The 20,986-nt window shown below is 41.1% G+C and carries 15 protein-coding genes; 6 read left to right on the top strand and 9 right to left on the bottom strand.

Translation table 11 applies throughout. The annotated features are described in order from the left end of the window. Positions 1-170 precede the first annotated feature (170 nt). On the bottom strand, positions 171-827 hold the full coding sequence (locus EA58_RS14240; RefSeq protein WP_036754089.1) for a hypothetical protein: 657 nt from the start codon (positions 825-827) through the stop codon (positions 171-173). A gap of 725 nt (positions 828-1,552) precedes the next feature. On the opposite strand from EA58_RS14240, the gene EA58_RS14235 reads away from it, so the two are divergent. After that, positions 1,553-1,936 carry a hypothetical protein gene (locus EA58_RS14235; protein ID WP_152548070.1) on the top strand — a complete coding sequence of 128 codons (384 nt, stop codon included), beginning with the start codon at positions 1,553-1,555 and terminating at the stop codon, positions 1,934-1,936. A 183-nt stretch (positions 1,937-2,119) separates the two neighbouring features. After that, positions 2,120-3,775, top strand: a complete 1,656-nt coding sequence (locus EA58_RS14230) for a radical SAM protein (RefSeq protein WP_152548069.1) — start codon at positions 2,120-2,122, stop codon at positions 3,773-3,775. 195 nt (positions 3,776-3,970) lie between these two features. Here the strand turns inward: EA58_RS14230 and EA58_RS14225 are convergent, their stop codons facing one another. From EA58_RS14225 to EA58_RS14210, 4 genes are all read right to left on the bottom strand, one after another. Then, entirely contained in the window at positions 3,971-4,360 is a 390-nt protein-coding gene (locus EA58_RS14225) for a TraR/DksA C4-type zinc finger protein (RefSeq protein WP_036754085.1), read from the bottom strand. A gap of 165 nt (positions 4,361-4,525) precedes the next feature. After that, positions 4,526-5,095 carry a hypothetical protein gene (locus tag EA58_RS14220; RefSeq protein WP_036754083.1) on the bottom strand — a complete coding sequence of 190 codons (570 nt, stop codon included), beginning with the start codon at positions 5,093-5,095 and terminating at the stop codon, positions 4,526-4,528. A 1,029-nt stretch (positions 5,096-6,124) separates the two neighbouring features. After that, positions 6,125-7,561, bottom strand: coding sequence for a hypothetical protein (locus tag EA58_RS14215; RefSeq protein WP_036754081.1), 1,437 nt, complete (start codon positions 7,559-7,561; stop codon positions 6,125-6,127). Positions 7,562-7,567: 6 nt separating this feature from the next. Next, positions 7,568-7,834, bottom strand: coding sequence for a hypothetical protein (locus EA58_RS14210; protein ID WP_036754078.1), 267 nt, complete (start codon positions 7,832-7,834; stop codon positions 7,568-7,570). A gap of 478 nt (positions 7,835-8,312) precedes the next feature. Here EA58_RS14210 and EA58_RS14205 point away from each other — a divergent pair, with 478 nt between their 5' ends. From EA58_RS14205 to EA58_RS14195, 3 genes are all read left to right on the top strand, one after another. Beyond that, positions 8,313-8,501 carry a hypothetical protein gene (locus EA58_RS14205; protein ID WP_152548068.1) on the top strand — a complete coding sequence of 63 codons (189 nt, stop codon included), beginning with the start codon at positions 8,313-8,315 and terminating at the stop codon, positions 8,499-8,501. A 223-nt stretch (positions 8,502-8,724) separates the two neighbouring features. After that, positions 8,725-9,468: a hypothetical protein gene (locus tag EA58_RS14200; protein WP_036754072.1), complete on the top strand. Its 744-nt coding sequence runs from the start codon at positions 8,725-8,727 to the stop codon at positions 9,466-9,468. Next, a complete protein-coding gene (locus tag EA58_RS14195; protein WP_036754070.1) occupies positions 9,468-9,797 on the top strand; it encodes a hypothetical protein in 330 nt (109 codons plus the stop codon). Before EA58_RS14200 ends, EA58_RS14195 begins: the two co-directional genes overlap by 1 nt. 33 nt (positions 9,798-9,830) lie before the next feature. Here EA58_RS14195 and recD read toward each other — a convergent pair whose 3' ends face one another. The 3 genes from recD to EA58_RS14180 are packed head-to-tail and all read right to left on the bottom strand — an operon-like array spanning position 9,831 to position 15,893. Beyond that, a complete protein-coding gene (gene recD, locus EA58_RS14190; RefSeq protein ID WP_051642113.1) occupies positions 9,831-11,885 on the bottom strand; it encodes an exodeoxyribonuclease V subunit alpha in 2,055 nt (684 codons plus the stop codon). Positions 11,886-11,887: 2 nt separating this feature from the next. Next, the gene (recB, locus tag EA58_RS14185) at positions 11,888-15,439 is read right to left on the bottom strand and encodes an exodeoxyribonuclease V subunit beta (RefSeq protein WP_036754067.1); all 3,552 of its coding nucleotides are present in this window, start codon (positions 15,437-15,439) and stop codon (positions 11,888-11,890) included. Positions 15,440-15,491: 52 nt separating this feature from the next. Continuing rightward, the gene (locus EA58_RS14180; RefSeq protein WP_152548067.1) at positions 15,492-15,893 is read right to left on the bottom strand and encodes a hypothetical protein; all 402 of its coding nucleotides are present in this window, start codon (positions 15,891-15,893) and stop codon (positions 15,492-15,494) included. A 242-nt stretch (positions 15,894-16,135) separates the two neighbouring features. On the opposite strand from EA58_RS14180, the gene EA58_RS14175 reads away from it, so the two are divergent. Then, entirely contained in the window at positions 16,136-17,161 is a 1,026-nt protein-coding gene (locus EA58_RS14175) for a capsular polysaccharide export protein, LipB/KpsS family (RefSeq protein WP_161781057.1), read from the top strand. 186 nt (positions 17,162-17,347) lie between these two features. On the opposite strand, the gene recC is transcribed toward EA58_RS14175, so the two are convergent. Continuing rightward, complete coding sequence (recC, locus tag EA58_RS14170; protein WP_036754058.1) at positions 17,348-20,857, bottom strand: exodeoxyribonuclease V subunit gamma; 3,510 nt, start codon at positions 20,855-20,857, stop codon at positions 17,348-17,350. Between the last annotated feature and the right edge of the window lie 129 nt (positions 20,858-20,986).

The following is a 20,986-nucleotide window of genomic DNA, read 5'->3' as shown; positions in this document are numbered from 1 at the left end:
GCCTCAAGCCATCAGACAGGATAAGGACGAATCAAGAGCTCAAAGGCGTGAGCGAAAGGGGAAAGTGATCTGAGTTAATGAGAGCCTGGAGAGCGCAGTTTTGCCATTTATCCTTGTGGTGGCGAGTTACCTAGACTGGCAATAAGCGCTTAAATGAGAGCGCTTACTGTTTATTTTTGCTGAGCATAGAGCGCTTTGCTAAGGTCAAACGGAGGGGAAATTTGAGGATACTTTACAATAGAGTATACATGCGTTTCTTTAGGCTCCAGGAACCCTTGAGACTTCATATGTTCGATATCGTGATCGTGAAGCCGATAGTCTAAGGCGCTTGACTTCAGCTTAACGTTTTCTGGGATTGAAATTGACCAGCCACGATGATTCTGCTCAAAGAGCTTGCACCCCACTTCTTTCGCAGAGAGTAAAGCGAGCAATTGCCTTACCGTGAGTTTGTTACTGAGAGCATTGATTTCAATCAGTCCGTACTCTTTGTCTAACTGATCAAGCTCAGCCGTTCGATCGTGTAGAGCTTTAGATATTTTCCTTTCAAGTTCATGATATCGACGTGGCTTTAGCCACTTTTTGGCAATCGCGTTAGAAATTCTAAGACGATCTTCATCAAGAATCAGCTGATAACCCAGGCAAAAATCACTAAAGTAAACGAAGTAAACAGGAATTCCTTCCTTAAACAAGGCGTTCGATGCGGAGGATTGGTCTTTGACTAAGCGGAGTGAGACGACTTCACCAACATCCCACTGGCGCTCACTATGCTTAATTGCATATTTGGTCCCGCAATCACTCACATAAAGATCAGAGTTAATTCTAAACATAGATTTTCATTTTTTTGCGACAGAACGTGAGGGTATTACGCTGCCTGAGTAGATATTAGCAACAAAATTAGGGAATTATCTAGGAGATGCTTCACAATATGATCCAAGTTTATCTGTGTAGCTACATGAATTGTGATGTAAAGATGTAAACGAGTCTTATATTTTGCAACAGTGACTGCGTTTCGGAGCAAGAGGTTTGTCAATGACATGCTTTATGTCGATTTTGTCATCTTGATTCTTTCGAGTATCTAAAGGAAAAGGCCGCAAAATGCGGCCTTCTAAGGTTCTAAAAAAGACACAACTCAACATTGGGTGCTGAATAGGTCTGAAGCTTGTGCTTCGTTAGTCATTATATTGCTGTGAAAATATAAAAGCAATACGTTATAAAACACAGATGAATAAAATTTTCTCGTGAATGTATATGGCAAAACATTTGTGATTTATCACTGAGAAATAGATGATTATTTATGATACCGGAAAGGATTGAGTTCGATCGTGCCAAAAGTGTCACGAAGGCAATGTTACTGCTCGTCAATTCCTTCATTGAAGGGATTATTTTCTTGGTCGAGTGTATTTCTTGTCAATGGAAGCACATATTTTCCTGATATACCGCCTTTTGGGGAGAGTTGCAGTTATCTGTGACTGTATGGTTGAGCGTTGGAAATAAAACTCTCAATGTGAGTAACTTTTGTTTTTAATTTTATATGTCATGGTAGGTTTTTAGATTGAATGTCATTATTCTTGTTGAAAAACCTAGTATGGATACAATAAAAAAAATGGCACTGATGGTCGTGGTGATACTGCCTACCGTGTCATCTTCTGCCATGGAAAATGATAAGTTGAAACACCTTACAACATCGGGTGTGATTGGATTTACGGCAAACGAAATATTTCAAAACTACGAAAAGGCTTTGGCATCGTGCTTATTCATGGGGACAGCAAAAGAGATTTATGACGAGATAGACTATCGAGGATTTTCTGGCTCAGATTTGGCTGCTGATGTTTTAGGGTGTGGGATCGGGGTTATGAGCTCAGAGTTTCTTGGACTGAATTTTGGTTATGATGAGGTAGGTGATATCAAGATGTTCACATTTAATATCGACTTCTGAATGAGGAAAATGAAATAAATTTTTTGGATAATCGAACGTATTACTGTTTAGGTTTATCTTATGTATCAGTCGTATCGTTCTTGTTTGACGCGGCATAATTAACGGATTATCTTTCGTTAAAAAGGTGTGTATAGATTTATAGACCAATTAAATGTTTCGATTACAACAAATCGTTCTTGTACGTTGAAGTGTAAGCATTGTTATATCGAACCGGAGCTTTTTAAAAGTAAAGAAAGAATAACCGTAGAACACTATAAAAAAGTATTTGATCAGGTTGAGAAACTTATCGATATCGATCATAGGCTGAAGAATATCGAATGGGAGGTGATTGGAGGCGAAACCACCATGATGCCATTTGAGTTCTGGGAAGAGTTGCTTCCTTATACGCTGGAAAGAATAGAAGGAATCAATAAACGCTGTGAGAAAAAGGGGAGTCTCAACTTCCTGACAAACCTCATATATAAGGATAAGCGTTACACAGACTTGTTTAACCAATATGGAGATCATGATCTATTTTGTCTTTATACCTCTTGGGAGCCTGATACGAATCGATTTGGCCACAACAATAAGATGTATCCAAAGTTTAAAGAGACGTTAGCCTCGATTCATGCCAAAGAAAAGATCCTTGATATCATCCTTACCAAAACGGTTTGCGATATGGAGCCTGAAGCGATTCTTGAAGAATTTGATCCGCTTGGGATCACGGACTACTCAATCAAGCAATTATCTCCATATGGTTCAGGAAAAGAGTTTTTTAAGCATAATATGGTGAATTTTGACAAAATGTCTGACTTCTTAACAAAGTTTCAATATGCCAAAAACCGCCGAAATGCAACGTTCACACCTTTGGAAGAGATGTATGGGGCTTTGAGCCACGGGACAGCATTTCAGTGTAACGGGAATTTCAAATACGATCTCAGCATTGAGCCAAATGGTCTGACTCATTTTAATGCTAACCAAACCATGGGTGATATGGTTGGCGGATTTAAACCTATATTTATCGACGATGAAGCTTGGGCCACGAGAGTCTTGTTTGAAAACAGCGGTGAAGAAACGAAGAAGCTGACCTTAAAAAGAGATGCCTGTGTTCAGTGTGAGTATCTGAGGTATTGTAATGCAGGCTGGTATCATTACAAGCTGCTGCCTGAAGAAGAATATATGAAGTTTGCCCAGAAAGAATGCTCTGGATTTAAGAAAGTCTGGGATTTAGCGAAACAGGCCGGCTTCTTTTATAACTTCACAGAAGAAAATCATTTAAAAATTATTCAAGGAAAGGCCGGTGGTCAAATTGAAAGTTCACTTGTTATTTCTGAGAGAGATTTCTCTGATAACTATGATGCGTACATTTCTAAAATTGGCGTTGTTCATGAGTTAGTCATGAAAGCAGGAACACTCTATGGAAAGTCCCCTTTAGAGAGAGCTATCGCCTATGAGTCCCTCAATTTAAGATATCAGATTCCACCCTTTAATCTCCTCTTGCCAGATCTCGATATGATTCATCATATTTTCTCTGGCGTATTACCGAATGCCAAGTTTGATCAGGCGCAGGTGTGGTCTCTCGTGATGTCAAATTTAGGCCATCAAGATTTGAGGATTGTCGCTGAGTGCTATAATTATCTAGCAGAATTATTCCATAAGCCTTTGTTAGAATTACCTAAAAATAGTCGATTTGTTCCTGCTTATAAAGACAGGCGTAACGAGGAGGTCTTTAAAAACCTCATCAGATGGAAATTTATTGATAGTATTGACGGAGTCTTCATTAAAGAATCAAGTGATCAGAACACTCAGTATCTCGCTGAACTGGCCAGGATCGTTTTTATTGAAGAAAATGTCTTATGAAAAAACGCTTATGTTTCAACGAATCTAATATATGACCATGCTGAGAATGATTAACCAAATACTTAGATGCATGCCTGACGAGAGGTAATAAAAAGAGGTGATGATCACCTCTTTTTTGGGACTATTCAAACTTAAATTCCTCATCAACTTTTTCTGTCGGGAACTTTTACCTTAATGCAACAAATGAATGATTCGTTATCGAGCACCAATGATATGACGACCGACTAGCTCTTCATCTTTACTACATGATGAGCAATGGATGAGGTAAGGTGTTTTATTTAATCTTTCGTACTCAATGTCATCCCAACACTTTCGGCATAAGCCAAATTCATTGATTCGAATGTAATGCAATGAGTCTACGCAAGCACGGATGGTTCTTTCTGCTTTTAAGATCATAGACGTCGAGAGTTGCAACTCGGTGTTACCAAGAGAAGCATCCAGATCATCTGCTTGTCTTTGCATTTCAGATGAATTTCTAATCACGTCTTTAGCGGACTGAATGGCTGACTTTTGTGAATCAATGATCTTGTAGAGCGCAGACTGAGCTACATTTAAGTCGATTTCATGAACGACGTTAGTGGACATAGGTAACTTTCCTCATAAAGAAGCACAAAACTCAGAAAATCATATACTTAAAAACGAGTCGTGCCAGAATTGTCACTATATTACCACTAAGTTTGGTGGTGTCTAGATCTTTATATATAAAAAAGCCCTCGTATTGAGGGCTAAAAGGGTGCACGTACTTTTTGATCAGGCATCGATGGCGCTCATGAGGTGGTTAATGATTCGTTCACGCACGATGTGGCTCACGTTACATTGCCGCTTCGGTTCAAGACCCGCCGCTTTCATCGCTTGCGCCTCCTTGGCTTTCGCCTGGTGAACGGCGATGGCAAAGTTTTTATGGATCGCCTGACCTGAACCTTCATAAAGGAAATCAAGAATGTCAACTAAGATTGTCAGCGTTGTCATCTTGGTTCCCTTTTTGGAGACAGGGTTATGATATCTGATCGGGAGGCGGCCGTCTGAAGTGGGGTTAAAGAAAATGTTACTTTGGATCTCTTGTGGCATGAGGTGGACCAATGCTTTCGACTGGACGAAAAGAGAAACGTCATGGACATCATCAGACTGACATGCTTCTATGGCGAGGTCTTTAATGAAAGATCGAGTTGCTTTTACATCGCCGTTTTTTTGTGTAAGAATGGCTTCGTAAATTGCTGGTTGAAGTGAAGCCTTAGAGGTCGTGGCTCCGAAGCGGAAAGGGATAGTAACCTGATTCGTTTTCTGTGGCTGTTTTTCAGAAGTTTTATTTGCTGTTGTCATATACCCAAACACCCTATTTTTCTTTTGATAAACCTATCTTAGTAGGTTGTAAGTATCTTAATTTAGAACCAATTTGTGTGTTAATTTATTTCATTAATGTGATGCGATACTTCTGATGGTGTTCTGATAAATAGAGGGATATTAATTACTTACAGACTAGAATATCTGAATATAACCCTCATCAGAATTGGTTGCTATATTACCACAGTGAGCAATGAGTGCAATAGATTGAAGGAAATTAAAAGCTCTTTTTTTTTTGTGTCGTCCGAATAATGCCACGTTGCGCACATTTTTACGAACCAACCTTATGAAAAACGATGGATAGTAGTCAAAACAATGCTAAACGACTGTTTGATCCAGCCAAAGAGCAGGTCAGAATTAGACTCAATCTTATGCATAATTAAGACATTAGTAATATAGTGAACGAATACATGAAAGGCGAACCTAAGATTATTGAATCTCACGTTTGCCTTAATTTCTGTACGCATTTACGTGAATAATATAGGTAAAAAATTTCTCAAGCTGGCACCTCTTCAGTGAAGATGTAAGTCATTCAATTTAGGCAAGTGAATGGATAAATAAAAGACACGCTCAGAAAGGTAAACGTGAGCAATCAGGCATTCTACTTAGAACTGACTTCTCAATAGAGCCATACAAGAAAGAGCTGATGAGGGCTATGAATGACAATCATTTGGAGAGTATGTATGAGTAAAGAGAGAGCCTGAGTAAATCGAAACTTTCTCTGGTTCGGCATCGAAACGTGTTGGAGCAACCACCAGGTTGAGGGATGAATGATTGGAGACTGAAGCGAAGCGAGTAAGAATGAACTGATGGCGTGCGTATGGTGATCGGCAGGAAGATTTAGATAGTCAACGTTGTGGTGCGATAATCACGCGAATGAAATTTCTGGTGCCTGAAAACACGTATGTGAAATTTTTACTTGAATCACTGCTCGCAAAAGCAGTTAGAGCAATAAAATAAAAAGAAGAGGGCGATTTACACCCCCTCTTATCAATGAATTTGCTGTTCTTATAGCTTTAATCGACTTAGTTCAACTTTTTCATTTTTTTGCATATTGTTACTTTGTTCTAACGACTTCCCTGATTGGATTATCGCCGCGATATTTTCAACACCAACATTCTTTACCAAATTAGCCCGATTATCATATTTTTCAAGCGGGTTTGTTGCACTCGTCTCATTTTCCAATACTGCTTCAGCCAATACTGCATCAGCCGCGTTATTGATTTCTAGATTTTGAATAGCGTTCTGAGTAACCTGTATTACATTGGCTAACTCTCTCATGGTTTTTTGGTCGTTTGAAGCAATAGAAGACAGGATATGCTCTTTAAGGAGATTCACTGTGGATTCAGGGTTAGATGGATTTTGATGGCCACCATCATCGCGAGCAAAGCATTTCCGCATGAATTGATCAACTTTTTCATAACCTTCTTTATCAAAAACAAGGTTGTTTATTACCGGTTTCGCAAGCGCTATCATTCTCCGTTGATTATCATCATAGCGGTATGTTTGGTGGAGCGCTTCTGCGACCTGATTTAGGATAGGAACCACTGACGCTGTGAGTTCGGTTTGCTGAGGAGTGTAAGTATTGTCCTTTACCCCGGAGATAATTTGGACTTTTAACATTTCGGTATGTTGGTCATGACTTATTATTCCATTGGCTCTCGAAAAATTAATTATCCCAATTTCATCTAAGGAATGCACTTTCTCAGCGACCTGCTTTATTTCAGCTACAACTTTTTCTAAATCATTTAGATTTATTTTATCTTGGTAGAAGTCAACTCCTATGCGCTTGTAGGCTGCTAAGACAGCAGCAGTGTCAATTTTTTCACCGGCTTGGGTGGTTATCTTACCTGATGTATATGCTCCAAATAAGCGTTCAAATAGCATACTACATTGATGTTTCATCTCTAGTGCAATACCAGTCCACATACCGTAAGCAAAAATCTCCTTGATATTCTCTTCATTGATATGTTCAAGAATTGTATCACGGGCGTGTTGGAAATCGTTGTGGAGTTGCTGTAATTGATCTATCGAAATCAACTCTTTTATGGCATCCCAATTATTCTTACCCGCGGTCACTACTTCTATCGCATCTGGAATAAATGCAAGAGGGATTGTCGCTACAGCGACCTTAAGTAACGGTTTACCATGCTTAGCTAGAAAATCTGGTATTTTTTTACGTATGTCATGTTTTTTTATACGATTCAAAGCTTTGATTGCCGTAGAAATAAGTTTGTCTTGATTTGATATAAGCTGATTCAGCTTATCTTCTAGATCTTGGATAAAAGCTTTTCTATCACTTGGGAGATCTTTCTCTATTGTTGCAAGATTCTTATTAATTTTATTGACGTCTGTATAGGATGCCAGTTTTGAATCTAGCACCCTTGCTTTTGCGATCTTTTGTTCCAGCTCCTTATCTAATTCGGGTTGTTTTTCTTTACTCATCTCCTGTTATTCAAAAATTTGTATAATTTCTTTCAAGTTTTGCGCAAAGGCGGTTGCTTGTGTTTGGATGACTTGTGTGTATTCATCGTCGTCTGTTATGAGTGCTTCCATGATTAGAGATGACATCACCGTCGCTTGCGCCAGACCTTTTTCCACAACAGGCCTTAGATTCGAGGGTATTTTCCCTGCTTTCCCAGCTTCGCTTAATGCGATGGAATCATTGAGGATATCTTGATTGAGTGTATTGAGTTGTTGGAGGGTATTTAGATCCATGGATGTTTTTCCTTAGAATATAGAAAATAGTACAGTAAAAGACAAATAAACCTTGATTTCAATGTCTATGAGCAGCCTAAGTCTCGTTGGCTAAGTCATGGTTGTTCTCTTGCTATCGTTTCCCCAAAAATTAAACGCGATAGTTCAATTAAATCATGACTTTAATGACGCATTAAGCAACATGTGGCCTATGGTATCACTTGTGCTGTCGGCAAATCAATACTTAACCCAAGCACTCTGATTTCGCTTATCGCTGAATCATCATCGTCTGATGAGATGCCCATCGGAAATTTTTGCTTCGTGGTATTTTCAAGCTGCTTTGTTTTTTATCCTATGTCATTATATTACCAGTTTAGGGGCTTCTATTGTAATGTTGCAATCTAGCTCAAGGAGCAATGAAAGTTAATATAAATCAGATGATTACAAAGGAAGTTCTGGGCGAAAATGGTGTCATGTTACGTAGAAGGAGAATGAAATGATGCATAGGCCCTTTCAATTAACGGATGAACTTGTTGGATTTTATGGGTTGGAAGAAAGGCATACAGGAATGTGGGCGCTGGAAAATACAGATGCCAGTTGCGTGCTATTCGATTCTGAGGGAGATGCTCAATTGGCATACAACTACATGACCCTGATGCCAGTTGTCAATGTGTTCAATGGTCGATAAGAAAGCAGGAGAAATTTTCGCTTCTATAAATAGAGACTTAATTATCAATTGTCTTTCGAATGAGAGGAATCTTTGTATAACGAGATTCTCTTCTGCCGGTTTTATCGAGAAACTCTCGTTTGGCTACTTCTTCTTCCTGGCGGCTCATTTAGAACTCTGATTTGGCTTTTGAGAAAAGATAAACCTATATTAACTGAAAAGGTTGTATGAAATCAGGTCGAAAATGAGCAAGAAAAACAAAATCCTTCATGAAAGTATTGATATGTTTCAGTCGCCTATATCAGCTCATGAGGTTGTGATTGAGGCAAGAAACGTTGAAAAACAAGAAAACGTTAAACCCATTGAAATTTATGATATTTCGTTCAAAAAAAATAATAAGGAGTTTTCAGACGGCAGAATATTTGGGGGATACGATTCGCAAGGGAGATATTACGCCATTACTGTCTCTCCATACTTTGATGAGTTTGAAACTCAAATTGAAAAAGGTATCAGAGGATTAGTGGGTGCCTTAAGAGGGAAGGGGTATCTGACATGCTCTAGTTGCTATGGGCATCCCAAAAGAGCAATGGTCGCGATTTGTTTTCCGACAAAAGAGTTAAGGGGGGAATTTTCTCAAATACTGAGAGACGAAAATATTCCAACCTTAGAGATTCAGTACAAGGAATCAATGGCCAATGTCGGTGTTGGTGTGGACAAGTCTGGTCATGTTAAATTTACAAAAGACTTGGAGTTTGATCATACATTTGAGCCTCATAGAAAGATGGAGGTTGAAACATTTAATCAGACATTCTTTAGAAGTTATGATGAATATCATTTCCTTCAAGTAACGCTTGTGGATGATTACCACCCATACTTAAATCCGATTAAAGCATGGAAAACAAAGAAATACTTGCCTATGAAAGATGAATTGATTAAACGTGTTACTGATCTCATTCTTTCTGATAAAGTTCCCATGTTTATTTATTGATGAAAAAAATTATTAACGAGAATAAGAGGAGTGACCGATGTTGCTCTTTCTACTGGTCTCTTTTTAATTTAATTTCTTTGATATATGCTAAAAATAAAATTTATGTTATGGCTGGAATTAACCCATCAGAAATAAGTATTAGTTTTACTCCTGCAGATAGTGATATTTATCGAGAAGAAGAAAATATTATCGTTGTTGCAATTAGCGGGGAGAGAATATTCAGAAAGCCTTTATCTGATGAAAAGGTTGAAGTTTTATGTGAAAATTTAGCAGAGGCATTTTCTTTCCTGGCTGAAGACGGGGTTGTTGATGTTGACTACAAGTGTTAATGAAGCCCCAGAAAGAATTCCGGGGCTATGATTTTATGATGATAATAATGCTACAAGACCACTATTTCTCTTTGTTTTGAATGCTGAGGACTTGTGTAAAATTTTTCTTAAACAGCATATCGTGAGTGATTCTTTGGCTCTCGTTATTCCCGTATATACAAGTTCTCTGGTCATCATTGCTGACATTTTTTCGGGAAGCAGAAGATATGTCTTTTTAAACTCGGAACCTTGAGATTTGTGTATGGTCATGCCAAAAATAGTTTCATGATCAGGTAACCGGCTTGGGAGGAATTTTCTTAGACCTCCATGGGGTGACTCAAAGTAAACATAGAGCTTTTCATCAATATCTCTCATACAAATGCCAATATCACCATTATAAAGGTTAAAGGCGTGCGCATTTTTTGTAATCATGACTGGCCTGCCAACATACCAAGAACTTGTTTTGGGTCTGGAGATAAACCCACCTGACTCTAGCAGCATTTCAATTTTTTTGTTCGTCGCCTTGATACCACATTCGCCGTCTCTTGTGGCACAAAGCAGCCTTACCTGAGAGAATGATTTTAAAACTTCTTGTTTATCTTCTCCGTTGAGGATCATATTCAGATAACCCGTATAGGCGTTTGCGACATCCTTTAAAAATAACCTGTAACTTTCTGGGTTTAATTCAATCACATTGATATCTTCATATTCGTTTGATATGACTTGATTTATTAAATGTGGATCACCCGTATTTGTTGAAAAAGCAAGTTGGCCAATCCCCGAGTTTTGATGAAATCGGTAACTTTTTCTAAGCAGACAAAGGGAATCACTAAAGTCATTTGAGTCTCGTTCATATGGAATTGAGTAATGTGTGATGAGATCTAAAATATTTTTTTGAGATTCTGATACGCCACGTTTGATAAATTGACAGATATCTCCGAACACTGCTCCTGCTTCTACAGAAGCCAGCTGATCTTTATCACCTAAGAGGATAAGGATTGCCTCATCTGGTAAGGCTTCAAGCAACTTGCTCATTAATGCAAGATCAATCATAGAGGCTTCATCGACAACGAGAACATCAAGGTGCAGCTTATTGCTTCTGTGATACCTGAAATCTGCCTTTTTGTTGAACGACCCTAAAAGTCGATGAATTGTGCTTGCTTCAGACGGTATACGTTTTTTGACCTGTTTACTGATTGTTAACTTTTCGATGGCTCTTGAAATTGACTCGGTTAATCGGGCTGCCGCTTTTCCGGTTGGAGCACATAATTTTATCGTAAAATCTTGAGATTTATGTATCTCAGCTAATGCTGCGAGTAGTTTAGATACTGTGGTTGTCTTTCCAGTCCCAGGGCCACCGGTGATGACAGAAAGTTGTCGAGTTAAAGCGACCGCTGTGGAAACTTTCTGCCAGTTGACGCAAAGACTCTCTGGTATCAGCGTGTTCATTTTCTGCGATATATCTTCCCGATTCCTGTTTTTCATGGCCTGGAGTACAGCTATCTTATTTATTTTTTGGATATTCTCTTCCTTCACATGGAGTAAATCACAGACGAGTGAAAAGATATCGTCATCAGAGGTGTCATCCCCGATTTGTGAGGTGAATTGATCGAATAATTGATATTCTCTAGGAAATAATTGATTCAGGGTTATATTTATTTTTGATAATCTTGTTTCATCCAGTGTCTTGGGTTTTGAAAGCTCGAATAGCTTTTCAGCCACTTCTTTCTCCATGAGCCAGTTTCGATAGATGTATATTCTCTCGCCGTCGAAAACGAGAGGGGTGACTCTCGTTCCATCACTACAAACCCCTGACTTATCGAGTATTATCTCCCATTCTTCTGTTCTCGGGAGAAAAGAATTTAGTTTTTCCGGATATTTTTTTAGGCCAAAAACGTGTTTTTTTTTCATTTTATTCAATGGGACACAGATATGGCTCAATGAGTATTCGTAGCTTGTTGTCACAGCGATGTAGGTGATGAAGTCCAGCTCAATTGGACTCAGATTCATTGAACACAGGCTTCTGATTTGTTTCGAAAACTGGAGATCAAGTGGCCTGATGATTTTTTCTTGATATAAATTCTGAATCAGGTCGGTCATATTTTTCATATTTATTTCCTTTCAAACAAGTTTTCCAAATCGATTAAGAATGCCTCAGTCGGTTTAGTGAAGAATATGCCATGATTATTTTCATGATTAATACCTCGTAAAAAAATATACAGGACACCACCAAAATGTTTTTCGTAAACGTAGTCTTTCATTCTACTTTTCAGATGTTTGTGAAGCGCGAGTGAATAAATTTGATACTGAAGGTCATATCGATGATCCTGCATGGCTTCGATCAACGCATTTTGTGTATAACAGCTTTGAACATCTCCCAAATGATTCGATTTCCAGTCTAAAATATAAAATTTACCGTCAGCTTCAAAGATAAGGTCAATAAACCCTTTGAGCATGCCAGAGACATCAAAGAAGTTTAAATTCATATTTTCAGAAACTGGATCGTGTTTTTTACACACATTCGCCAAAGCTTGCGCATTGAGTGTTTTAATTGGAAATGTAAATTCCATTTCACAAAGTAACTTGGTTTTTGTCACCTGGCTTAATTGAAAAAGTGAGTCCCCCATGGGTTTGAATAGAACATCATGGACTAATTTTTGAATGACAGGTGCCCATTCCGCATCGTAACCTGCTAAAAACAGCAGTTCTTTAATAATATCTTTGTTTTTTTCGCTAGAAGGCGCTGAGTAATCGACATGTTCAAATACGCTATGCAGGAAAGTGCCTGCTTTTGCACCCTTGTGAAAATTGAAGATGTTCATGACTTCTTCTTCAGTTTCGATCTCTCCTTCTTCAAAAGCAAACTCCGGCTCGGCATGTCTGTGGGTCAGTGCGTTCATTGAGAGTGCGGAGAAGCTCGTGACGTACCAATTCTCTGTGATCTGCCGATTGTTCTTTTGGGCGCTCACCGTGTGAGACTCGACTTCTTGATGAAGGCTGATTTCATGATGACCAAGCCTGGGTGGCTCCTGAAGACAAATATCTTCGCAGGAAGCATCGAGCTTCTGTGAAAATGTGAGTAATCCATTCGGATCAGAAGTGCATCCTTGCTGAAGGATCCATCCGATAGCACTTTTGTGCATTGCGGAGTCACCACTTTTCTTTCTTCCGTTTGCGATTGGTGCAAGGCCGATAAAGCAGCCATATACGGCTCTGGTGACTGCGACATAAAGCAGTCTGAGATCTTCTGCCAACCTTTCTTTTTCTGCTTTAGAGGTAGCATATGGCCCCTTTTTCGTGTCTAAAACCGTCTGGTTTTGGACCTCATCATGGTAAAGGGATGTTTCGGATTCACGAAATGTTGCTAAAAAAGGTAAGAAGACAAAGGGATATTCAAGTCCCTTGGATTTGTGGATTGTAATGACTTTGACGAGGTCGTTTTCAGATTCTAATCTGACTTGCTGTTCTTCAGCGTTTCCATCTGGCTTTTCAATTTTTTCCGTTAGCCAACGGATCATGCCATGTTGAGTTGTGGTCTTCTGGCTTTCCGCTTGGAGTAGCTCGGCGATATGAAGAAAATCGGCGACTTTGCGTTCTCCGTCAACGCTTGTCAGGAGTCGTTCGGCGATTTTTCTGTTCATAAAAATCTGACGTAGTGCCGGCAGAATGCCTTTTTTCTCCCAAATCCGAGCATATTCAGAAAACTCCAGCATCACTTCCTCAAGTAAGTGCTCATGATGTTCAAGCGCAACGAATGACTCCGCATTTTCACCCAGTAGGTGCGTTGCTAACGCGGGTTTCAGTCGCCGGTCATTGGATGGCTCATTTATTGCGGATAGGATTCTAAGGATGTCGTGGGCTTCTTTTGTCGCAAAAACACTATCCCTGTTCGACAGATAGACACTGGCTATGTTTTGGTCCGACAGTTTTTGCCGGACAATTCTCGCTTCATGACTTGTTCTGACCAGGATGGCGATATCACCGGCCTGAACGTTTCTTGAGTCATCTCCTTGCACGATGTGTGCTGCGGGATGAGAGAGAAGAACGTGGATCTGCTCAACCGTCGCGTCTGACATCTCAGCAATATAGTCTGACTTTGACGTGAGTTTTGGATGTTCTCGGTTGAGCCAGAGTGTGAGGGCAGGTTGAGTAATACCGTTCATTTTCCAACCGAGAGCGTCTGATTTCGGTGAACATTGCGCGGGCCTGAACACGATATCTTGGTTAAAAATAAATGGGTCAGGAGAATGCATGAAAAGGCTGTTGACCGCATGAATCATTCTGTGGCTTGAGCGCCAATTCGTGTTGAGCGTAAAGTGAGATTTGACCTCTCTTTTGGCTTGAATGTAGGTGAAGATATCAGCGCCGCGAAAAGCATAGATGGCTTGTTTGGGGTCGCCGATCATGAAAATGCCATGCGCTTTTATCTCTGTCTGTTGAGACAGTTTGGTTCTATAAATGGCGCTGAAAATGTTGTACTGAAGTGGGTCTGTGTCTTGAAACTCGTCAATCATTGCTACTGGATATAATGATCGGATTTTTTTCGCAAGAAGCTTACTTTGATCCCCTTGAAGGGCATCGTTGAGTTGAGTCAAAAGATCGTCAAAAGCCAGAACGTATATTTTTTCTTTAGCTGCTTTCAAAAGGACTCGACAGCGCTCAATGGCTTCTTTCATGATCCCGTCGGTGAGACTGACAGGATTTGAATAAAACGTTTCGATTTTATCAAAGAGCGGGTGCTGAGGTGGGGTTGCTTTTGATTTTTCTTGGAGGACTGTCGCTCTGAACTTCTCCAATTGACTCGGGATAAAATAATCTCTGGTGTCGGCGTGAGCCCACTCTGTCACGAGGTTGATCCAGTTCGGAAGAGACTTTTTGGTGTAAGATCTTCTGTTAATGTCAGAGCGGTCAAGTGCCTCGACGATGTCGGCGCTGTGTGATAGCCACGCTGATTTTATGCTGAAGATTCGGGTTAAATTGTCTTTATGAACTTGTTGTATATCTTCACCAATAGAATTGCCCTTGATGTACACCGGTGAACCCGAAAGGTAAGGGTTGATGTCTTGGAGCAAGTCAGACGGGGTTTTCCATTCAGAGCGTATGATTGCACTGATTTCTTCAGGAAGCTGATAAAATCGAGTTCTCCAGTAATCCGAAACGACTTGTTGTCTGAGTTTGCTTTCATCGGTCAGGAAGCTGGTCTCAAAGAGTGACCCTGACTCAAATGCGTTATTGACAAGCATTCTTTGGCAAAAACCATGAATCGTAAAAATCGCCGATTCGTCCATCTGCCTTTCCGCATGAAGGAGCAGGTTCGCGGCCAGTTGATGATTCTGCGTATCTTCCAGGAGCCTTTTTAAGAGAGGATCATTCGAGTCTCCTTTGAGAAATGCGTATCTTGCCTCTTTGATTCTTGTTCTAATTCTGAAGCGCAGCTCTTCTGTTGCGGCTTCAGTAAAAGTGACAACCAGGATTTGATCAACCGTTAATGGGTAGGGATGGCGACAGTCTTCGGTGCCATGACCCAGTAACAACCTGAGGTATAGGGTGCAGATTGTGAATGTTTTTCCTGTGCCCGCCGAAGCTTCAATGAGTCTGGCTCCGTAAAGCGGGAAGGAAAGCGGGTTGAGAACCTCAATGGGGTGTTTTTCAGGTGCTGGCATAATTTGCGTGGTGATGAATGAAGACTGTCAACATGTTACCACACAAGTTTGCCTAAACAAGCCTTCTCAGTGACTGATGATTTTGAATAGAATCAAGGCCATCGGTGTATCTGATGTAGCCTCTGATGGCGCCGAGTGTGAAATATATGCCAAGTGGAAAATAGACCAGTCCTGCCAAAGCGGTGTTTAAGCCTAAACAGCCGATCATAAAGAGTGGAAATCCACCGATAAACCCTCGTTTGGCAATGTTTTCCAGATGCCCTTTTCTGTGTTCATGAATGATACCAGACGTATGTCGGATGGTTATCTTTGCGATGACTGAGGACGCAATTGCGGAGAGACCCAGGGTGAATACAGAAGTCATCAATCCCCAATACATCATAAGGATGACGGGGTGGTTATCCTTCTTTCTTTCAAACAAGCGATGAGGAGATGACGATGGTATTTGACTCATAAAATTTAGGTTTTTATAAAAAGTACAAAAAATTAGTCAATTTGAGAACGACAATGCTGAACAGAGGAAAGAGAAGCCACGATGAATTTACATTAAAAACAACGAATTAGGGTGTTGCTTGCCAAGGCATTCATACTGGCGTTTATGGCGTGCGGGATCGGCAAGTGGTCTGTTGCTTGTGTGGTGTAATAATGACATCATCAGGTCAGTGCGTACTGATGAGCAAGAGAATGTGCATAAGGATGAAATTTGCAATGTGTCAGGAGGTTGCCTCAAGACAAGGAAGCTGTACCATTTTGGCCGTCGGTTTGGGCATGGCGAATTTTTTGAGAGCCCGAAGCATCTGCCCTGAATCCAATTGGGTTTACTACCCAAGTCATCTCGGAGCCTCTCTGGCAAAACGGAAAATTGTGAGCTCAGAAGGCGCATGTTCATTTTGTGTTGTGGGGCACAGTGAACCTGCCTGGGTTTATGATTTGGCGCTTGAGTTTAATATCCCGATATGGCGGATTTCAGATCATTTTCTAGGGGACTTACTCAGTGTTCTTGGCCTTTCGAACCGTATCTCTTCGCTCTTGATGGAACAAGGGGGACATTGCCATTATGAGAGTTCTGGTGAAAGTGAGCTGATTCAGTACATTGCGGGCGTTCGATACTCAAATGAACAAATTGATGAAGCGTTCGGGGTTCTGAGCGCATTGCAAGCGTTGTTCAGAAAGAACAGGGTGGCACCTCAAAGTGGGGCTGAGTTTACTTTAGTGATTGGAGAAAATGAGACAAGCGATCAGGTGAGATTCGGCGGGCAAAGACATCATCATTTCAGTTTTCTGATGTCGGTCAAGCGGGAGCTTGAGTGTACTCAGGTTGTTTTTGTCGATGACTCTCAACATCACAATGGCCGTTTTGAATCAGAATTGTTGATGAGTCTGGTCGATCAATACAGAAGTCAGCATTATTTGCTGCAAGCCCTGTTTTCCGCAAGATTGGTTTGTGTGCTTACTTCTGAATTGGGGATACTTGGGTTGCTTGAGGGGAAAGAAGTACACACTTTCGGCACGCCTTTTTATAGTGGCTTCGGCCTCACTGTTGATCATTGTCCAGGCAAGCGTCGGTTAAATCTGGTGGATTTGTATGGATGTAAAAACAGAGCCTTAGCGCATCTGATTCGAGCTGCTCTGATAGAAGCGCCCGCGTACTTTTGTAAAAGAGGCAGAAAACCATTATCGCAGAAGCAATTGATTGACATATTTTCAGAGAGAGATTTTTAGGTTAGCAGGTCGCACTGTATTGACCATCGCCTGTTTGACATCCTGTAGGGCGGTTGTAGGCGCGTTTGACACCGACAACCTAAATTTTGATTCATGAAGATTTCCCGGGGCTATGAATCACGAAACCTGAGTGTCATTTGATGTGAACAAAGAAAAGGAATGTTCCCTTTTGTACGTTATGAACTCTCACTCAATTGCTTTGATTCTGGTCATCGCCGGGTATAGATAAGTGAGTGCAGCGTGGAATACAGATTCTGCAAAGTCATCGTTTACCTCAGTCCATACCCTTGATATATAAGGGTTAGAAATTTCGCCACTGAATGCGTTGTACCCGCCAGTAAAGGCCTGTTCAATTGCAGATGTGATTTTGTCTTTATTTTCCTGAAAGCTGCCACAAAACAGACCCGTTTTTTTATCCTGAATGGCTTTCAGTGCGGCATAGCAACACCTGGGCAGGAAAGGGATTGGGCTGCACATCCCTTGGTAATATCCATGAACAAGGTTTCTTAGATATTCTTTCGCTTCAGCAATACCCAATGGTTCTATCATGATTTGATCAGAGATACAGAGTATATAAGTTGGTTTTTGAATGCCACTCGCCGCGACGGCCAAATGCTGAATCCAGGCCTGGAGGATATCTTGAGGTCGAAGCGTGCCTGCACGGTAGTAAACTGAGCCATGCGCAAAGAGGCGTCTTGCCCAGCCATCCAGATGAATCGTGAGGCCATCAAGTTCAAAACAGAGATCTATTTTTTGTTCCAGCAAACCAGAAGCGGTGAGTCCCCTGACTTGTTTTGCGACAGACGCGATGGATTCTCGGATGTCTGATAAGCAGTTGTAACCAAATCCACCATGCGGTAACACCCCCGCTAACGAAAACTGTTTCACCATGTCGTTCAATGAGATGTTGTTCAATGACATGTCGTTTAATAAAAAGCTTTGGCAACCCTTTCCGTCACCACTTTCAATATCTGTTTGATTAACAAGTGCATCCAGCCATTGCCTTTTGACCGGGAACGCTTCTCTGGCATCCAGATCGAATGATTCTTCATCACGGGTAAAATGATGTTGCAGATCAAAATTGACGTTCAAGCGGCGCGCAAAAAAGTGTTTTACAGGTAAGCTCCAGAATCGAAGGAGTTCACTGATGTCTAATCTTATCTGAGCGTCATGGCCAGATACATTGACAAGGATATTTTCCAAAGGTTTGCTCAGAAAGACATCAGCAGCTTTTTCTTTTTTGGCGACCGAGGCCATGGATGCCGGAACCCATTCAGCTGCGAAACTTTGATATTCCCCTTGGAAAGCAGACGGAGAGAAAGGACTTAAGGGGTGCTGACAATATATTGTATCAACCAAAGCCCTTTCTGCTTGCTCGGCATCATCCTGAAAGTTGTCTTCAAAACAGTAGCTTTTTTGAAGGTATTCAAGGAGTTCACTGACCAAGACGGATGGGGCTTTGTCGGTGTTGTCCTGTATGTTCTTGGCAACATAGCTGATGTATAGCGATTCTTGCGCTGCAAGTATGGCTTCTAAGAATAGATATCGGTCATCGTGTCTTCGGGAACGATCTCCAATTCGGGGATTCGCTGCCATTAAGTCAAAACCTTCAGGCTGGCATGCTCTGGGGTAGAGAGCATCATTCATGCCAAGCAGACAAACCAGCTTGAACGGTATCGAACGCATAGACATGAGGGTGCAAAATGTGACTTTCCCTATCATGAGGTGTTGGGAAAGCCGATCTTTTGAAAAGATGCTGTTGAAATGTCTGATGATAATCTCTGTTGCGATGTCGTCTGTGTACTGGGCAGATTGCACAACATGATATAACGTCGACAGTGTTGCTCTGATGTTTGCAATTGCATCTTCTTCCTCTCTTGTGACATCAAAGAAGGTATCGAGGAGGCTGTTGATGACATCAATCCAGCCTTGAATGGTATGTGGTTGAGAGAGTTCATTTCTGAGCGCAATGAGTGCGTCAATCAATACACCGAGCTTTCCGGCAAGCTCCGCAGCAGATCCCTGGCACTCATTGTAAGGAAGGATGTCTTGGAATTCGCCTTTCTCTTGCGGGATGGCATAGCCTAAGATCATCCGATTGAGTCCGAAAAGCCAATGATTTTGCTTCGGGGCTGGTAAGTTATTTGATCGCGCGGTCTCTTCATCTAATCCCCACCGAATCCCGGATTGCTCTATCCATATGGAAAGCTTACTGAAGTCATCGGGATCGATGTCAAACTTTCTCATCACCGCAGGGACTTCGAGTATTTCCATGACTTTTGACGTCTCTTGTCTGCCGATGCCAATCGATAAAAGATCAAGAAATACCTGTAAGACTGGTGCTTGTGATGATGCAGTTCTGTCAGACACTGAATAGGGGATATACCGATCTTTGGGAACACCTGAAAACACTGCGTTGATGTGAGGTGAGTAAAGATCAATGTCAGTGACCATGATAACAACATCTTGTGGTGTTAAGTTACTATCTTCGTTGAATTTTTTCAGCAGATAATCATGAAGTATCTCAACCTCTCTGTGTGGAGAAAAACAGCCGTGCAGTGTGATTGAGCGATCATTACCGAAGATCATTCCCTTCCCTTCGTTACTGTCGAAGGAAACAGACTGAGATTTGTCATCTAAGTTGAGTATGTCGGCCTGAACATGATGCAGAAGCGAGTCTCGTTTTATATCAATAAATGCATCGATTTCATCGGCCTCTTTCTCAGACAAAAGTGATAAATAATCACGTCCCATTTTTCCCATTGAAGCAAGGAGGGGGTGACCAACAGAGGCACCTATCGTTGTATCCTCACCCACAAAAAGTTCATGGTTAATGCCTGATGTGAGCTGATGAGACTCGCCGGCATCAGTTGCCTTTGCGTGTTCAATGATAAATTTCTTTCTCTTTTTTGCTTCAGACTGAGCAAGGTACTTCTCGTCTTTGATGTCTCCCCAGTAGAATCGGCAAGGATTGGTGAACATCAAGTGGATCTCTGCATGGCGAGAAAGAGCTTGTAGCGCATCAAGGAATCTGGGCGGTAAAGAAGAAATGCCAACGACAAACAATCTTTTCGGCAGCGCAGACTTGTCGAAGTCTCCGGAAGAAACCTTTTCAATGAAAGATTCGTACATGTTTGCGCGATGAAATTCGGATTGTCCCAGCGCTTTTGTATACTCAACGAGAAGTTTCCAGAGGATGGGTTGCCAACGATGGTGACCGATGACATCGTGATCCCATGTTCCGCTTTCCCACTCGGCAATCCATTCTGGGCGAAAGACAGAATATTGGTCATAAAGATCTGCAATCTTATCTGCGAGCTGGTGGTTTTTGACTCCATTTTTGTCATTCACCAAGTAGTTTTTGATGGGTTCAAACTCAGGTGAATCAATCACAGAGGGTAAGATTTTCATCATCTTCCACTTCATCATCTCTTTGGAAAATGCGCTCTCCTTCGGGAGCGAAGGAAGGATTAAGTGAAACATGTTCCAGAGAAATGTGGCAGGGAGCGGGAACTTGGTATTGGCTGTAATTCCTATCTCAGAAGCGATAGACATTTTGAGCCATTGCGAGATCCCTGAACTCTGGACAAGAATTTGCTCTTCTTCGAAAACACTTTCTAAAGGCTCGTTTTTAATCAGTTGTATGATAAGAGTTTTCAATAGCGCCATGCTGTTCGAGTGATATACATTGAGCATAATACGAAGTGCTGGTTGATGTCTGATTGAGAAAGTATAACTTGATTGACGAGATGAATCACCAAAAAGCAATATAAGGACGTGAATTTCTTAAGGATGTAAAGTCTTCAAGTTGTTGCTTTTTTGTGA

It is taken from the genome of Photobacterium galatheae (assembly GCF_000695255.1).
Classification (GTDB): domain Bacteria; phylum Pseudomonadota; class Gammaproteobacteria; order Enterobacterales; family Vibrionaceae; genus Photobacterium; species Photobacterium galatheae.
The sequence above is the reverse complement of the archived record's forward strand: the minus strand, read 5'-3'. Positions and strand labels throughout refer to the sequence as shown.

Coding starts and splice junctions, on each gene's coding strand:
- EA58_RS14200 (WP_036754072.1), top strand. CDS start 8,725: ATGAGCAAGAAAAACAAAATCCTTCATGAAAGTATTGATATGTTTCAG.
- EA58_RS14215 (WP_036754081.1), bottom strand. CDS start 7,561: ATGAGTAAAGAAAAACAACCCGAATTAGATAAGGAGCTGGAACAAAAG.
- EA58_RS14225 (WP_036754085.1), bottom strand. CDS start 4,360: ATGTCCACTAACGTCGTTCATGAAATCGACTTAAATGTAGCTCAGTCT.
- recC (WP_036754058.1), bottom strand. CDS start 20,857: ATGCTCAATGTATATCACTCGAACAGCATGGCGCTATTGAAAACTCTT.
- EA58_RS14205 (WP_152548068.1), top strand. CDS start 8,313: ATGCATAGGCCCTTTCAATTAACGGATGAACTTGTTGGATTTTATGGG.
- EA58_RS14220 (WP_036754083.1), bottom strand. CDS start 5,095: ATGACAACAGCAAATAAAACTTCTGAAAAACAGCCACAGAAAACGAAT.
- recB (WP_036754067.1), bottom strand. CDS start 15,439: ATGCCAGCACCTGAAAAACACCCCATTGAGGTTCTCAACCCGCTTTCC.
- EA58_RS14240 (WP_036754089.1), bottom strand. CDS start 827: ATGTTTAGAATTAACTCTGATCTTTATGTGAGTGATTGCGGGACCAAA.
- EA58_RS14180 (WP_152548067.1), bottom strand. CDS start 15,893: ATGAGTCAAATACCATCGTCATCTCCTCATCGCTTGTTTGAAAGAAAG.
- EA58_RS14210 (WP_036754078.1), bottom strand. CDS start 7,834: ATGGATCTAAATACCCTCCAACAACTCAATACACTCAATCAAGATATC.
- EA58_RS14175 (WP_161781057.1), top strand. CDS start 16,136: ATGAAATTTGCAATGTGTCAGGAGGTTGCCTCAAGACAAGGAAGCTGT.
- recD (WP_051642113.1), bottom strand. CDS start 11,885: ATGAAAAATATGACCGACCTGATTCAGAATTTATATCAAGAAAAAATC.
- EA58_RS14195 (WP_036754070.1), top strand. CDS start 9,468: ATGAAAAAAATTATTAACGAGAATAAGAGGAGTGACCGATGTTGCTCT.